This is a genomic window from Paenibacillus sp. FSL K6-1566, assembly GCF_038050475.1.
GTDB lineage: Bacteria > Bacillota > Bacilli > Paenibacillales > Paenibacillaceae > Paenibacillus_AQ > Paenibacillus_AQ lactis.
This window is the reverse complement of record NZ_JBBOSR010000001.1, coordinates 1,268,212-1,284,299: the sequence shown is the minus strand read 5'-3', so window position 1 is coordinate 1,284,299 and position 16,088 is coordinate 1,268,212. Positions and strand designations below refer to the sequence as shown.

15 protein-coding genes are annotated in these 16,088 nt (G+C 49.2%); 7 read left to right on the top strand and 8 right to left on the bottom strand.

Annotated features, from left to right (window positions below):
* Positions 1-25: 25 nt before the first annotated feature.
* Positions 26-463, bottom strand: a complete 438-nt coding sequence (locus NST08_RS05485) for an NUDIX hydrolase (protein ID WP_007131183.1) — start codon at positions 461-463, stop codon at positions 26-28.
* Positions 464-848: 385 nt separating this feature from the next.
* Between NST08_RS05485 and NST08_RS05480 the strand changes: the two genes are divergently transcribed.
* A complete protein-coding gene (locus tag NST08_RS05480) occupies positions 849-1,577 on the top strand; it encodes a hypothetical protein (protein WP_007131182.1) in 729 nt (242 codons plus the stop codon).
* Between the two features lie 464 nt (positions 1,578-2,041).
* Here NST08_RS05480 and NST08_RS05475 read toward each other — a convergent pair whose 3' ends face one another.
* Both NST08_RS05475 and NST08_RS05470 read right to left on the bottom strand, forming a co-directional pair.
* A complete protein-coding gene (locus NST08_RS05475; protein ID WP_007131180.1) occupies positions 2,042-3,514 on the bottom strand; it encodes a DEAD/DEAH box helicase in 1,473 nt (490 codons plus the stop codon).
* 156 nt (positions 3,515-3,670) lie between these two features.
* Entirely contained in the window at positions 3,671-4,426 is a 756-nt protein-coding gene (locus NST08_RS05470; RefSeq protein ID WP_007131179.1) for a sugar phosphate isomerase/epimerase family protein, read from the bottom strand.
* Between the two features lie 14 nt (positions 4,427-4,440).
* On the opposite strand from NST08_RS05470, the gene NST08_RS05465 reads away from it, so the two are divergent.
* A complete protein-coding gene (locus NST08_RS05465) occupies positions 4,441-4,722 on the top strand; it encodes a hypothetical protein (RefSeq protein WP_007131178.1) in 282 nt (93 codons plus the stop codon).
* A gap of 38 nt (positions 4,723-4,760) precedes the next feature.
* On the opposite strand, the gene NST08_RS05460 is transcribed toward NST08_RS05465, so the two are convergent.
* The 4 genes from NST08_RS05460 to NST08_RS05445 form a co-directional block, all read right to left on the bottom strand.
* Positions 4,761-5,636 (bottom strand): radical SAM/SPASM domain-containing protein, encoded by an 876-nt coding sequence (locus NST08_RS05460; protein WP_144870950.1) that lies wholly within the window; start codon positions 5,634-5,636, stop codon positions 4,761-4,763.
* Between the two features lie 275 nt (positions 5,637-5,911).
* The gene (locus NST08_RS05455) at positions 5,912-7,435 is read right to left on the bottom strand and encodes a M56 family metallopeptidase (protein ID WP_210095404.1); all 1,524 of its coding nucleotides are present in this window, start codon (positions 7,433-7,435) and stop codon (positions 5,912-5,914) included.
* An 8-nt stretch (positions 7,436-7,443) separates the two neighbouring features.
* Complete coding sequence (locus NST08_RS05450; RefSeq protein WP_028406413.1) at positions 7,444-7,818, bottom strand: BlaI/MecI/CopY family transcriptional regulator; 375 nt, start codon at positions 7,816-7,818, stop codon at positions 7,444-7,446.
* Between the two features lie 301 nt (positions 7,819-8,119).
* A complete protein-coding gene (locus NST08_RS05445; RefSeq protein ID WP_210095403.1) occupies positions 8,120-8,359 on the bottom strand; it encodes a hypothetical protein in 240 nt (79 codons plus the stop codon).
* 246 nt (positions 8,360-8,605) lie between these two features.
* Here NST08_RS05445 and NST08_RS05440 point away from each other — a divergent pair, with 246 nt between their 5' ends.
* The 5 genes from NST08_RS05440 (at position 8,606) to NST08_RS05420 (ending at position 15,031) form a co-directional block, all read left to right on the top strand.
* Positions 8,606-9,628: an ABC transporter substrate-binding protein gene (locus NST08_RS05440; RefSeq protein ID WP_077569570.1), complete on the top strand. Its 1,023-nt coding sequence runs from the start codon at positions 8,606-8,608 to the stop codon at positions 9,626-9,628.
* A 22-nt stretch (positions 9,629-9,650) separates the two neighbouring features.
* The gene (locus NST08_RS05435) at positions 9,651-10,763 is read left to right on the top strand and encodes an ABC transporter ATP-binding protein (RefSeq protein ID WP_210095367.1); all 1,113 of its coding nucleotides are present in this window, start codon (positions 9,651-9,653) and stop codon (positions 10,761-10,763) included.
* Positions 10,760-12,415, top strand: a complete 1,656-nt coding sequence (locus tag NST08_RS05430; protein WP_210095366.1) for an ABC transporter permease — start codon at positions 10,760-10,762, stop codon at positions 12,413-12,415. The genes NST08_RS05435 and NST08_RS05430 overlap by 4 nt, the downstream gene beginning before the upstream one ends.
* Before the next feature lie 134 nt (positions 12,416-12,549).
* Positions 12,550-14,250: a sensor histidine kinase gene (locus NST08_RS05425; protein ID WP_210095365.1), complete on the top strand. Its 1,701-nt coding sequence runs from the start codon at positions 12,550-12,552 to the stop codon at positions 14,248-14,250.
* Positions 14,243-15,031: a response regulator transcription factor gene (locus NST08_RS05420; protein ID WP_210095364.1), complete on the top strand. Its 789-nt coding sequence runs from the start codon at positions 14,243-14,245 to the stop codon at positions 15,029-15,031. Before NST08_RS05425 ends, NST08_RS05420 begins: the two co-directional genes overlap by 8 nt.
* A 51-nt stretch (positions 15,032-15,082) precedes the next feature.
* Here the strand turns inward: NST08_RS05420 and NST08_RS05415 are convergent, their stop codons facing one another.
* The gene (locus NST08_RS05415) at positions 15,083-15,940 is read right to left on the bottom strand and encodes a hypothetical protein (protein WP_210095363.1); all 858 of its coding nucleotides are present in this window, start codon (positions 15,938-15,940) and stop codon (positions 15,083-15,085) included.
* Positions 15,941-16,088 lie beyond the last annotated feature (148 nt).

Here is a 16,088-nt window from a genome sequence, read left to right as displayed (position 1 = left end):
TACTCTATCATTCGTTAACGATCTATCACGATGAGCAGCTGTTCTCCTTCATCAACGCCGCCCTTCTAATGCTCTCTTTCGTCCAAGGCGGCGCCTGCGGGTGATTCATAATAGCCTCGTAATCCAGCCAATGCACCGCTTCGACCTCGTCCGGACTTTTGCAATAGGCCGTTCCCTCTTCGTATTCACACAGGAAAACCACGTTAATGACATGACTTCCATCGTCGGTTACAAAGGAAGAGCTGTATACGAATGCAGCCTCATCTTTAACCCGGATTCCGACCTCTTCGAACAATTCGCGCCTTACCGTTCGCTCAAGAATCTCCTGCGAATGCCCTTCCGCATCGACTTTGCCTCCTACAAGCGAGAGAGTCCCCCCGGCATGCTCCTCCTTCATGCTGCGAGTAATCAGGAGCCATTGCTTGTCCCTATATACAGCGCCTTCCACGTTGACGATGAACATCGAATCGCCCTCCTCTTCTCCATAACTTTAACATGATTTTCCTGTTGGTGGAACGGAAGCAGACATTGGAGAATTCACGTCTGCACGGCAGCTATAAATTTGCGTTTAGACTTGCTGGTCCATGTTCCAAATCGGTTTGCAGGGGGCCAGCCCAGGCCGACTTTTATTATTCGCAATATGCAAAAAGCTTTCGAGGCATTTTTTCAAGCAAGCTTCCCGGTCAAGGACCTTATGTAAGTTCGTCAGCTAATCAAAAGATTACTAATCTTTCATAAAAGAAATACATTGTATCAACTTTCCAGTCCAGAGAATCTACTATAATAAGTCCGGAATTGGATTTCTACTTATTCCAAATATAACAAATCGGAGCAGAAGGGATGAAATAATGAAGAAACTAAGATTTACAATCTTAACCGCACTATGTCTTCTCGCAGGTTGCAATCAAGCATCTGACGTCCCCGCAATGAATTCAACACTTTATGAATCCGATATCCATGGGTTGAACACAGACACCAATGAAGCTCAGCAATATACCTTAAGTTTTGAAATTGCTGACATAGAGAAGCCGCTAATGGAACTAACTGCAAAGCAACTAACCAATAGCATACTTACACAAAAGATCGGTGACTACACCGTGTATTTTTATCATAAAAATCGAGATCATGGAGAGGTTAACGCAGCTATACAGCTGGGAACAAATCGATTCGAGATCGGTCAGGTTGGCTACTCTGCACAAAATACTGAACTGTTTACAGTTAGACAAGTAGATGCGTTCGGCAAAAACTATATAAAAGTCAATGGCGTATGCGGAGCAAACTGTCCGATTAGCGACTACATTGATGTAAATACGAATTCTCCAAAAGTCATGCGAATTGAAGCACATACCGTGGAAGCTGACGTTGACAAGGATGGCATCAAGGAAATTGTCGCTACCGTTGGTACGATTGCTCAAACTTCAATTTACAAACTAGAGCCTTCTCATACTGTTGTAACAAACCTAAATGAAACGCTGGGAGTTCAGGAAGTAACTTATGACAATGAAGCCAATACATTTGTAGTGGGTACTACGAATTGGATTGTAAAAGGTGGGAAACTACATGAAATTGTTCGATAATGATATCCGAACACGATCCCAATCGAAATGCCAGAAATAAAATTATCCATAATCCAACCCAAGATGACGCCTATGAAAAGCCCATAGCTAGTCCCCAGTACGACCGTTTGTCCTTGCTCATTGCCTTTCCCACTACATCCCGCATCATTTCCTGTATATACGCTGGAATATTGCTATTGTTCCAAAATTGTTAGGATGCATCATCGTTAGTCTCCCATTCAAACGAAACTAAATAACCAGTCACCGAATAATTTACGGCGACTGGCTGCTTAAACTTGCAAGGCGTTTTGATCCCTGTCTCACAAACGGGGGTCATTCTCAACAAAGTGAGACAGGGTGCTTTCTATTAGGGGGATTGTCAGAAATGCCGGGAATGCCCGTATACATCGTTCGCACGATGCGTGGTTTGGAGTATGCCCGGATGGCTGTCGCCTATGAAATCATCCCCCATACGTTATTTCTGCTTACGAGGATCTGCCCGTCTTGCTTCCCTTTTTGAATCCATCGGACTTGCGCTTACGGGCTTGGCCATCCTTAGGGTTCAGAGCAGCTTCCGACTTCAGCTTACGTGCCATCTCTAAATACGGATTATTAACTGCCTCCGCTTTCGGCTTACGTGGCGAATTCGTGCTCGAATCGCGAGCCGCGTCTGATTTCGGTTTACGAGCCTTGTCGGTCTTTGGCTTGCGAGTGGTATCAGCTTTCGGTTTAGCAGGTCTGACTGCTGCCGACTTAGCTTGGCCGGGCTTGGCCGAGCCCGATTTCGGGGATTGGTCTACCTTGGCGGCTCTTAATGAGCCGGACATCGGATAGGCATGATCCTTCACTTCCGGAATGGACTTTCCGATTAACTTCTCTATATCCCGGAGCAAAGGCACCTCGTCCACTTCACAGAACGAAATTGCCGTTCCACTCAGCCCCGCGCGCCCTGTTCGGCCAATCCGGTGAACATACGTTTCGGGGATATTCGGGAGGTTGAAGTTAATGACATGTGACAGCTCGTCGATATCAATGCCTCGCGCGGCGATATCCGTTGCCACCAATACCCGCGTCTCGCCGCTTTTGAAATTATTAAGTGCGTTCTGACGGCTGGTTTGCGATTTGTCGCCGTGAATGGCCTGAGCCGTAATATTCACCTTGTTCAGACCGCGCGCAACCCGGTCAGCTCCGCGTTTCGTACGGGTAAAGACCAATGCGGATGCAATCGATGGATCCTTCAGCAGCTCGTTCAATTGCTTCTGCTTACTCCCCGTTTCCAGCAGGTACACGGATTGCACGATACGCTCGGCCGTAGAGGAAACCGGGGTAATCTCTACTTTCACGGGATTATGCAGTAGTGTTTTGACCAGCTGGGTGATTTCTGAAGGCATCGTTGCCGAGAAGAAGAGCGTTTGTTTTTTGCTCGGCATTTTGGCGATGATCCGCTTCACGTCATGAATAAAGCCCATATCCAGCATACGGTCAGCTTCATCCAGCACCAAAATCTCCACATGCTGCAGATCGACGTGCTTCTGATTTATGAGATCGATAAGTCTGCCCGGGGTGGCGATGAGAATGTCCGCTCCTTGCTGAAGGGCCCGCTCCTGCGTTTTTTGCGAAACGCCACCGACAATTGCGGTCGAACGCAGCTTCGTAAACTGGCTATAAGCTTTGACGTTATCCGAAATTTGCAGGGCAAGCTCGCGAGTCGGCGACAACACCAGCGCGCGAATGCGGCGTCCCATACCTGGTTTAGGAGGCTGTTCGTTTAACAGCTGGATCATCGGTACCGAAAAAGCAGCGGTCTTCCCTGTCCCGGTTTGGGCACAGCCAAGCAAATCTCTGCCGGCTAACACAGCCGGGATGGCCTGAGCCTGAATAGGCGTCGGCGTCTTGTAATTCTCCTTGGCCAGCGCCTTGAGAATGATCGGGGATATATTTAAATCTTGAAATGTCATGGGGTCTCCTTTATGGTGAATACCTGAAATTTAAGTCATAACACATAACGATACCACAGATCGGCATGAAAAAAGAAGCGGAATTTATCTCCGCCTCTTGAAGTCCGGCTATGCTGTTGGCGATCCCCGAACTGTTGATATAGCTTTTACCTAACCTTAATGATCCTCCAGCATTGCTTTCACATGATCAAGCGAAATCTTGACACTCTCATAGCCATCGATCTTGATGCGATCCTGCTCAACAACGACCCACTTGTAACCCAAGGACTTGGCCTTTTCGATAATGCCTTTCAGATCAAGGATGCCCGTTCCTACCTCGGTCATCTCTTTACCTTCTTTATTTACCATGTCCTTCACGTGAACGGTCTTGCAGCGGGAACCGAAGTGTTCCATAACCCCCACCGGCTCACGGTCAGCATGCGTCGTCCAGAACATATCGATTTCAAAGCCCAGCTCTGCTTCCGTTGTTGCTTCTCGCAGCATCTCCAATATCGGCTTGTCTCCGAACTCATTCGTAAACTCATGGTAATGGTTATGATATAGAAGATCCATGCCGGCAGCCTTGATTTTCGGACCCATCTCTTTCACAATATCGACCAGGCTATGTACGTCTTCCATCGATTCAATCTTATAGTACGGGATCACGATATAGGACGAGCCGATCACTTGATTGTAAGCAATAACCTCGTCCAGATGATCCATCAGCTCCTCCACTCGGGTATGGCTGCCCATGGCTTCCAGTCCTGACTTCTCGAGCATCGCCTTCATCGCTTCTGCCGAAATATCGGCAAATCCTACGAATTCAACGCCGTCATAGCCGGCCTCCCTTACCTTTCCAAGCTTCGCAGCGAAATCCTCCTGATCGTAATCCCTCAAAGTATACAACTGTAACGCAACCTTCAGATTTGTCATGCGGGCTCGTCATCATGTTAGCGCTTTCGATGATCCTTGCCGCTTGCGGAGGCAAAGATTCCGGTTCCGGCGCCAAGAACGATTCTGGACCTGTCGCTGAAGGAGATTTGAAAGAAAAGGAGCTCGTAAAGCTTAACGTTGTCATAATGGGCAATAACAAGAAAGATACCGCCGAGGTCGTGGAGGCAGTTAACCAAATCACAAGAGAAAAGCTAAACGTCGAGATGGACCTCACGTATATACAAAACGATCCTGTTATGGATCGTTTTTTTAATTACAATATGCTGATGCCTTAGCGCGCAGCCCCGATCAATCGCTTTTATATGCAGTCAGATTACGCCCCAAATCTCTGCCGATACCCGCATTTTCGGCATAGCTCCTCGACGGCTTCCCGGCGCGAAAATCCATCCACAAGGTTGTTGGCCCGCTCCCCGTCAACGATATCCGAGAACGACGTTCGGTGGATATTACCCAAATTAATGACGCCTTCCCCGTCCAGACAGCACGGCACGACCGTCCCGTCCACGAGAATGGCGGCCTGGCTGCGAAGCGCATGACAGAAGCCTTTGCCGTCATCCTCAGGTGCCGACAGGCTTGGCCATTGGAATTCGTAGTCCTGGTTCAGGTAGACGTTCTCGGCCACCTTCACGCCACCGCCGGGCTCCACCTTTTCCTCGATGCGGTAGTCGAGATTAAATTCCTTCTCCAAAATTTCAAGCGTCTGGCGGTTTCGCTGCTTCTCCAGGTTCGTTTGGTTGTCCTGCGTCAAATTCCACAAGCGGAAGGAGAAGATCACATTATGCTCCTTGGCATCCCGTACGAAAGAGAGAATGTCCCGCAAATATCCCTCACGGTCCGTGGAGCCGACATGGCCGTCAAAGCTGTGGAGCGAGAAGTTCATCTGCCTTAAGGCCGGCTTGCCCAGCAGCTTATGCCGGTTCTTGGCGATCAGCGTGCCGTTGGTCGTGATGTTGACCTTGAACCCTTTTTCATGGCTAACATCCAGCAGCTGATCGATCTTCGGATGAAGCAGGGGCTCCCCCTTCACATGCAGATAAATGTAACTCGTATGCGGCTTGATCTCGTCCAATCTTCTCGCGAAGTCCTCCACCTTAATAAAGTTGGCCTTACGCTCCGTAGGCGGGCAGAACGTGCAGGCCAGATTGCAAATACTCGTAATTTCTATGTAAACCTTCTTAAATTTCTTCAAGATCTTATCCCCTATCCAGATGTTTATGATCGCATGATGATGATCTGCTAGTTTGCTAGCTATCAATCATCCACATCGTACCATAGGCTGGCATTTACAGCTACAACTACAGCTACAGCTGTAAATATTAATCTGATGCCATTCTGTATAAAGTAAAAAGAAGAGGGGGCCCCCTCTTCTCTCATTTTGCTCGAATTAACGTTCACCGTATATATTGGAATGCGCCACTTATCAGTATCAAACATACTCAGCAAGCTCTTCAAGTGTCATGAATCTTAGCGTGACGGAATTTCCCGTGGGGCCTCGTTTGGCTGCAGCTTATAACCCTCCTTGGCAGGTCGAGCTTCTGTTGAAGGAGCAACAACTTGGTTCCCTTCACTTACGACCGCCTCCGAAGGAGCTGCTTCTTTAGGAGGAGCTACAACCTGGCTTCCTTCATTCTGAACGCCGGCTTCCGCCGGGGCAGCTTCTGTTGGATAGGTTACAACCTGGTTCCCTGTTTTCTCAACGACAGCTCCCCTAGGAGCAGCTTCTATTGGAGCAGCTACAACATCGCTTCCTCTATTTTCGACAATGACCGCCATAGGGGCAGCTTCTTTGGGAAGAGTTACAACATGATTTCCTTCATTCTCAACGACGACTTCTCTAGGGGCAGGGGCAGCTTCTTTGGGATAAGTTACAACTTGGTTCCCTTCATTGCCAGCTACGGCTTCAGAAGGCGCCGCTTTAGGGGCCGCTTCGCTTGGTTTAGCTTCCGGCCGGCTTTCCTCATTGCCAACGACTTTGGGCGAATTGCCAGACGCCCATGCCGCTGCGGATGTGCTAATTGCACCCACTAAAAACAACGCTGTTATGGTGAGATACACTGTTTTCTTTTTAGGCTTCTTTACATTAAGCATCATCATCAATCTCCTTTTCAATTGTTTGCCGTCACCGGATAAGGAGGCACAAAATTGCACGGGCAAATTCCTTGATCCTGCCATGACGCTTAAGATCGTCTCCCCATAGCGTTTTCGCTGGGCATGAGACATCTCTTTTACGACTTCTTCATCACAGGACAGCTCGCTCCAAAGATGAATATCCTTGCGAAGGATGTGCACCAAGGGATTAAACCAGTGCAAGGCGCTTGCTCCGAGCGTGAACGCTTTGATCCATAGATCCTTCCGTTTCAGATGGACCAACTCATGACGAATCACCATGTCCAGGTTAACGGTATTCTCTATAGGGAGATAAATGGTTGGTCTCCATAGGCCGACGAGAACGGGACTCCGAACGATGGGGCTGTAGGCAAGCCTGACGCTGCTTTTCACGCCAAGGGCTTCCCTGACGAAAGCGAGCTGTTTGGCTGCTTCGCTGCTTTCCGGAGCGATCGTACGGGTTGGTTCTAGTTTCATTAAAAATCTGCGATAACAATACATCTGCCATGCAGCAAAAGCTATAGCGCCGAATGCCCATAAGACAATAAGTACAACGGCCGCGGTTGCTGACAGGGTCAGTTCCGGGACAAGCAGCTTCGGATGAACTGCCGAATATGGACCAGGCAGCGCATGCTGCACAGTTGAAGACAGCTCGTTCGCGGTGGGAGCGGTTGCTGTTGCATTGAATGTAAACAACGGCGAGATCCACTGAATGCCAAGGGCTACGGGTACAAGATAAAAGCCTACCGCCATTTTGCTCATTCCATAGCGCCACTTTGCAGGAAAGGCATTGGCGGATACGGTCCGCAGCAATAGTATGCAGGCTACGACGGCACTTCCAGCAACGGTAAGGGTAAACAGCATTTGGAGAATCGTATTCATCATGCCCCCTACTTTTCCGAGAACCATTGCTTCAGCTCTGCGATATCTTCATCTGAAAGCTTATCGCCGTCATACAAAGCTGAAATTAGATTTTTAACCGAGCCTTGATATAATCCGTCCAGAACATGCTGCGTTTCCATGAGCTTATAATCTTCAGGCGAAATGCGAGGCGTATATTTATTCGTCCGTCCATGCCTCGTAGCCGTTAGTGCCCCTTTGTCCACCAAGCGCGATAAGAAGGTGGAAATGGTCTGCGCCTTCCATTCCTTCCCTCTCTCGGCGAACAGTGCAAGTAGTTCGGTGGATGTGACAGGCGGAGTACACTCCCAAATCACCTCCATGAGCTCCATCTCAGTATCCGATAATTTTTGAACCTGGTTCACGGTGAACACCTCTTTACGTCGTTATGCGTCCATAACGAGTTTAATCACTACACTGTGTAGTGATTATAACCTACTACATCATGTAGTGATATGTCAAGCGAAGGGAGTGAATGTACGACTTCATCGAACTTATGCGTACATCGAGCTTATACGTACATCGAGCTTATACGTACATCGAGCTTATATGTAAAATTAAAGAACCGCGCGGGAGCGCGGTTCTTTCTACAATACAGCTTAAATGATCAAGAGCGCCGACATTCCTCGGTCTCTTCTTATTTTTTCACTCGTACAGATGGCTGGTTTAACGCCGCTCTGTATCTTGATTCTTGCCGTTATCGTCTGCTGCCTCGCCTGCTTTGTTCCCCAATGCTGCACCAGCGATACCACCCGCAATGGTGCCGATTGGACCTAGAACGGAGCCTACAACAGCACCTGCAACGCCACCGCCAGCGGTGCCCAAAGCTTCTCCAGCGTTAACATCCATCTTGGTTGTGTCGCGGTTAGAATCAACCTTTGAATTACGATCGTTTTTGTTAGCCATCATAGCTCACTCCCTCGAAAAATGGTGACAGGAACAGCTTTCTTGCCAGACCCGTTCCAAAGCCTATCTTGCCCTAACCGTGGAGAAAGAATTCTTACAATTGTTCCTGCCCGGATTCCTCTCCACTCCAAAATAGGTTGCGTATTTTAGACGATGTTTGCGGATTATGGGATTATGTAAACGCTATCACCCCTGCTACAATGAACATGTAATTACGAAATGAACTATGTTCAAGGGGGATCAATCATGAAAAAGCTGTCGATTTTACTATTAACCTGCGTGCTCATTATAGGAGCGCTAAGCGGTTGCGCCAGCGGCGAGTCCGACTCCGGTTCGTCGAATAAGCTCGTCATCTACAGCCCGAATAGCGAGGAGATCATCAAAACGATCATTCCGATGTTCGAGAAGGAAACCGGGATTACGGTTGAGCTTGTCACGGCCGGTACGGGCGAAATTATTAAACGCTTACAGTCGGAAAAACAAAACCCTTACGCTGATGTGATGTTCGGCGGTTCGATGGCCGGCTTCCGTGAAAATGCCGCGCTGTGGGAGCCTTACGTCTCTCCCGAAGACAAAAATTTGATCGAAGGCCACCGCAATAAAACAGGCTTCGCCACTCCTTATATCTCGGATGGCAGCGTGCTGCTCGTCAACAAAAACCTCATCGGCGACATCAAAATCGAAGGCTATGCGGATTTGCTGAACCCGCAGCTCAAAGGGAAGATCGCTTCCGCCGACCCGGCAAGCTCCAGCTCCGCTTTCGCCCAGCTAACCAATATGCTGAAGGCGATGGGCGGCGATTATGAGAGCGAGCAAGGCTGGAGCTATGTAGCCCAGCTGATCGAGAACCTCGACGGCAAAATCGCCAGCGGCTCCGGCGCGGTGCACAAAAGCGTGGCAGACGGTGAATATGTCGTCGGCCTGACTTACGAAGACCCTTCCAGCACCTATGTGAAGAACGGGGCTCCGGTCGAAATCGTGTATCCGAAAGAAGGCGCGGTGTTCCTCGACGCGGGCTCGGCGATTGTCAAAGACGCTCCGCATATGGACAATGCCAAGAAGTTCATCGACTTCATTCTCTCTAAAGAAGCACAAGATGCATTCGGCACCCAATTAACGAACCGTCCGCTTCGCCAAGATACGAAGCTCGGCGACCATATGAAGCCTTATGAGGAGATCTACATGATTGAGGAAGACACAGACTATGTAAGTGAGCATAAATCCGAAATCGTTGAGCGCTATGTCGATTTGTTCACTAGCGTTAAATAAATTATAGAATCAGGTGACAACCATGAGCGTGACCATAACCATTCAAGATTTAGTTAAAAAATACGGCGACACGACCGTCATTCCCGAGCTGTCCCTGGAGATCAAGCAGGGTGAATTCTTCACCCTGCTCGGGCCTTCGGGATGCGGCAAGACGACGCTGCTGCGCATGATCGCCGGCTTTAACAGCATTGAAGGCGGAACCATTCACTTTAACGAGCGCGTTATTAACCAGGTGGAGCCGGGCAAGCGGAATATCGGGATGGTTTTCCAAAGCTATGCGATCTTCCCCCACCTGACCGTCAAAGGTAACATTGCGTTCGGACTGGAGAATCGGAAATTATCCAAGGCGGAGATTAACGCCAAGGTCGACGACATCTTGAAGGTCGTTCAGATCGAGCCCTATAAGGACCGCATGCCGAAGAACCTGTCGGGCGGTCAGCAGCAGCGCGTAGCGCTAGCAAGAGCGATTGTGATCCGGCCGGATGTCCTGCTGATGGACGAACCTCTCTCCAACCTCGACGCCAAGCTTCGCGTCGACATGCGTAACGCAATTAAAGACATTCAAAGAGAAGTCGGAATCACCACCGTCTACGTTACGCATGATCAGGAGGAAGCCATGGCGGTATCCGACCGCATTGCGGTCATGAAATCCGGCGTCATTCAGCATCTCGGAACGCCTCAGGAGATTTATCAGCGTCCAGCGAACGTATTCGTTGCGACCTTTATCGGCCGCACCAACATTCTGGCGGGAAGTATAACGAAAGCGGCAGGCGGCAGCTATGCCTTGCAGCTCGGCTCCGGCTATGCGGAAGAGCTGTCTAACATCGAGGTTCCGAGGGCCGATGCCGCAGCTAATACGCTAAATGTTCAAATCTCGGTTCGGCCGGAAGAGTTCATTCTGACCGAGGATCAGACCGGCATGAAAGCAACGATCGTACACAGCGTATTTCTGGGGCAGAACACCCATTATTTTGTGGACTTGGCGTCCGGTCAACGCGTGGAAATCACCCAGGAATCGAAAGCGTCACAGATCCTCGAGCCTGGTCAAGTCATCTATCTCAAGGTAAAGAAAGAGAAGATTAATGTCTATGATGCGGCAGGAGACCTGAACTATACAAGGGGCGCCCGGCTATGAGAGACACGCGCAAACGATTTGATGTCTGGACCAACATTTCGTTACTGATCTTTGTGTTCTACATCCTGTTTCTGGCCCTGCCTTTGTTTACGATGCTGTTTAAAAGTGTGTACAACGGTACGACCGGTGATTTCTCGCTGGCTTATTTCACGAAATTTTTCAGCAAGCCCTACTATTTAAATGCCCTGTTCAACAGCGTCAAAGTCACCGTCAGCGTAACCCTGCTTGCCGCGATTATCGCAACGCCGCTGGCCTACATCATGGCAACGGTGAAGATTAAAGGCAGCTCGGCCATTCGGGTGTTAATTCTGATCTCGTCAATGTCGGCCCCCTTCATCGGAGCCTACTCCTGGATCCTGCTGCTGGGAAGAAGCGGCGTCATTACCAAATTCGTGAGCAGCACATTCGGAATCCAAATGCCGGATATCTACGGGTTTACGGGAATTTTGGTGGTCTTGACCTTGCAGATGGTCCCGCTGATCTTCATGTATGTATCGGGCGCCCTGAAGAATATGGACCAATCGCTGATGGAAGCTGCGGAAAGCATGGGCTATAAGGGCTTAAGCAAAATGCGCAAAGTGCTCCTCCCGCTCATTACCCCAACCTTGCTGGCCGGGGGTCTGCTCGTCTTCATGCGCGCGCTTGCCGACTTCGGTACGCCGATGCTGATCGGCGAGGGCTACAAGACCGTGCCCGTGCTGATCTTTAACGAGTTCATCAGCGAGGTCGGCGGCGACGACGGCTTTGCGGCAGCGATCAGCGTCATCGTCGTTCTGTTCGCCACTACGATCTTCCTGCTGCAAAAATTCGTAGCCAATCGCAAGTCCTTTACGATGAGCGCACTGCATCCGATCGAAGCCAAGAAGAAGAAGGGATTCGGCAATATCGCGGCCCATGCCGTTATCTATCTGTACACGTTAATCGCACTGCTGCCGCAGCTCTATGTCATCTATACTTCGTTCCTGAAATCCAACGGCAGAGTGTTCGTTAAAGGGTTCTCGCTCCGAAGCTACCAGGATGCCTTCAGTAATATTGGCGGCGTCATTCTGAACACGTTCTTCCTGGCCATCGTGTCGCTGATCGTCATCATCCTGCTGGCGATTCTGATCGCCTACGTAACCGTTCGTAGAAAGAATGCGCTAACCAACACGCTGGACATCTTCACGATGTTCCCGTATATCGTTCCCGGCTCCATTCTCGGGATCGCGCTGCTGATCACGTTCAACAATAAGCCGCTCGCTTTGAGCGGAACGGCCGTCATTATGATCATCTCCTTTGTCATCCGGCGCCTGCCGTATACGATCCGATCCAGCGCTGCGATCCTGCATCAGATTAACGACGGGATCGAGGAAGCAGCCATCAGTCTGGGAGCTTCCCAGATGAAGACGTTCTTCAAGATTACGCTACCGATGATGCTGGCCGGCGTTGTGTCCGGCGCGATCCTGAGCTGGATTACCATCATTACGGAGTTAAGCACGTCCATCATTCTGTATACAGGCAAGACCAAGACCGTAACGGTGGCCATCTATACCGAGGTCGTCCGCGGGAACTACGGGGTGGCGGCAGCGCTGTCCACGATTCTGACCGTCATTACGGTGGTATCCCTGCTCGTCTTCCTGAAGCTCTCCGGACAGAAGGAAGTTTCCATGTAAAACCATTAGAACACAGAATACATCCAAGTCGGCACCTGCAGTCTGAAGGGAGCGGCTTGGATGTATTTGGATTATCTGCGGTTGCTCCGAGTCAGTATAATAGGTTTGACAGCTAACCGCAGGTGGAGGGCAGCATGAAGCATATCCGTTATCGTAACTTCAAGGAATCAACCCGTCATTTATTTCGCATCTATGCGATGATCCCGTTCTCCATCTTAATCGTATTGTTCCTGGCGTTTACGATCGTGAATGGCAGAATGAACCTGACCCAAAAAACGACCGAAGCCGCCCAGTCCATCAGCCAGACCATATCGGACGTATACCGGCAGTACGAGGAGGAGATTCAGCGGATGGCCGCCTCTCCTACCGTGATCAATTATGTAAGCTCCCATCTGGGCAGCGAGCAGGTATATTCCGAGTTCTATGATTTCAACAATCGGCAGAAGGTCAAGAGCATTTTTCATATCGTCAATACCAACGGGGTCTTTCTGGCAAGCTCCGCCCCGCCCGACGTGCTGTATTCCAATTTCGCCTTCGGCAACCTGATTCACCGGATCGATCAGCGCCCCGGCGACACGCTATCGGAAATGAACAGCTTCCGTTATTCGCATGACCGCGATACGAGCTATACGTTTGGCCAAGCCATCGTGAAGGACAACGAGACGATCGGCTATATCATTTATCAGCTGTACGAAGCCGATATGCAGAAGGTGATTTTCAAGCAAAATAATGAGATTGCCATGATCACCGATGAGCATAACACCATCATAGCCACGACGAGCAATGTGACCAAAGGCGGCTTGAATAAATTCAGCCCCAAGCTCGATAACAAGGGACGCGTACTGCTGAACGAAGGCAAATACTACATGTATGCCAAGCGAATCCCCGGTACGCCGATTCAAGTCGTTACGCTGAATTCCTACAAATCGGAGCAATATACCTACTTTACGGTATCGTTTTTTGTCCTTGCTGCCGGCCTGCTGTTGTGGGTGTTGATCGAGTTTCTGGCGAATAAAATGTCGGCGCGCAACTCCGAATCGATCGATAAATTAATCCATGCCTTGGAACAGCTGCGCGAAGGTAATTTCAATGGCTATGTCGACATTCAGACGAACGACGAGTTTCAAATTCTCGGTAATGAGTACAATGTAATGCTGGATCGGTTGAAAGAGTTGATCGAGAAAAATAAAGAGCTGTCGGAGCTCCGCACGATTATCGAGGTGAAGCAGCTGCAATCGCAGTTCCATCCGCATTTTATTTTCAATGTTCTGGAAACTCTGCGCTATGCCATTAAGATCGACGCGAATCAAGCCCAGGAAATCGTGCTGATTCTATCCCGGCTGCTAAGGTACAGCATCGGGCCTGACCGCAGCGTCCAGCTGAAGAATGACATGAGCTATGTGCGCGATTACCTGAAGCTGCAGCAAATCCGGTTCAACGACCGGCTGGAATATCGGGTTAACGTCGCGGAGGAAACCCTGGATGTATACGTCCCCAAGCTGCTGCTGCAGCCGATAATCGAAAACGCTATCAAATATGGCTATGAGAATCAGAGCGAGGTGCTGATCGAAATTAACATTTACACCTCCACCGGCAAGCTCATATTGGAGGTGCGCGACAACGGACAAGGCATGAGTGCGCAGAGGCTGCAGGAAGTGAACCACATTCTGCAGAGTCAGACGAATACGACGCAGCATATCGGGCTGTACAACGTTCATCGCCGTTTAGTGCTTCTTTATGGCGAGGAATCCGGCATCCATATTGACAGCGCGGAAGGAACAGGCACCTGTGTCGCACTTACGATTCCTTACGAATGGAGTGGATATCATGTTTAAAGTTCTGCTGGTCGAAGATGAGGATATGATTCGCAGGGGGATACGGTTCAGCATCGACTGGGTTCAATACGATTGCATCGTCATGGAAGAAGGATTGAACGGACAGGATGGCTACGAGAAGATCTGTGAGCTGAAGCCGGATATCGTCATCACCGACATTACCATGCCGATCATGGACGGGATCTCGATGATTCGCGAAGGCCTCAAGCGGCATACCTTCAGCAGCGTCATTATCTCCGGCTATAATGAATTCCATCTTGCGAAGCAGGCACTCCAATTAGGCGTGACCGAGTTTCTCGTGAAGCCGCTCGAGGACGAGCAGCTGGTTGAAGCCCTGGAATCGGCCAAGTCTAAAGTGGACCTGCTCCGCAAATATGAAGTGATCTCGAAGCATCCGCAGGAAAAGGAAGAGATTCTTAGCAGCAAATTTCTGGAGAAGGAAACCAAAACCTCGAAGTATGTGTCCAAGATGATCGCCTATGTCCAAGAGAACTATGCCAAGAAAATCAGCATTCACGATCTCGTGGAAGAGCTCGACTTAAGCGCCTACTACCTGAACCAGAAATTCAAGGCCGAGACAAGCTATACCTTCAATGATTTTCTCAATCGCTATCGCATTCAGAAATCGATCGATTTACTGAAGTCGGGCGATAACAAAGTATACACCATCGCGCAGGATATCGGATTTAGCGACTACAAATATTTTATCAGCATCTTCAAAAAGTACGCCCACGTCACGCCGAGCCAGTACCAGGAGTATTTCGAGAAGAAGCAATCGTAGGATGAGAGAATGCCTTGTGGCGCGGCGAGTGGTTCCCCCTGGATAATCGAATCACACTTTTCTCAATACCATCCACCATTGGTTATCATACGAATCGATTTCGATCTCTTCCAGACCTAGGTTTGCTTCGCTAATCCAGCTTCTTGCGAGCTCTATATAGCTGCTGTGAAATTCGGAGGAATAACCTACCTCATCATATCCGGCATACGTAATGTTATCGAAGATCATGTATCCTCCGCTTTTTAACTGCTTGCGGCTTGTGTCCATGATTTGGATAAACGCATCGTATGCTGCATCCTTCAACATGCCTTTTCGGTGATAATCCATGACAGCTTGCAGCATTAGAGGTTCGATGGTCCACCAATCATGATTTACCGTATCAATGCCCTCACGGTCGGCGATAATGGTCTGGATGATATCGTTAATTGCGTGATGGAAAGCGACAACGTCAAAAGAAGACGCTGGATAATATAAACCGATATTTGCGGCATCGTCCTCAATCACCTGTACGTTGATTGCCATCCCTTTCGTTTTGTCCTGAAAGCTTCGGGTCAGCTCCCTGTTGAGATTGGCAGTCACATAGGTGCCCATGTTGTTGGAATAAGCGTCTAAAGCTTTTGGAATGTAAACAATATCACCAGAACCAACCTCCAAAAGACTTAATGTACGGGGCATATTCAGCTCCATGAAGAGATTGTGCCAAGATGCTGAATAATACAATTGAAGGTATTCAAATACCCTCGGCTTGGATATGTCGATCGGTACTGCTAATGTGTCCTTCAATTTATTTTCCAATTGGACCGCGTTCATCTGTTCTAATTCAGAAATCATGTCCCGCGAAAAGTCACGTTTTAGAATATCATCAAACGCGCCGGCACTCAGTTTCTCTGCTAGTGTCTGCATGTTCATCAGAGTATCCCTCTCTTCGTTTTAGTTTCTAGAGTTATTCGATTATATGGGGGTTATTCCTCTATAAATGATTAAAGAATCTTCTTATGCGTCGCAGGATGATGGCTGTTTATATGATGGAAAGAAAAGACGCCGTCCGACGATGGCG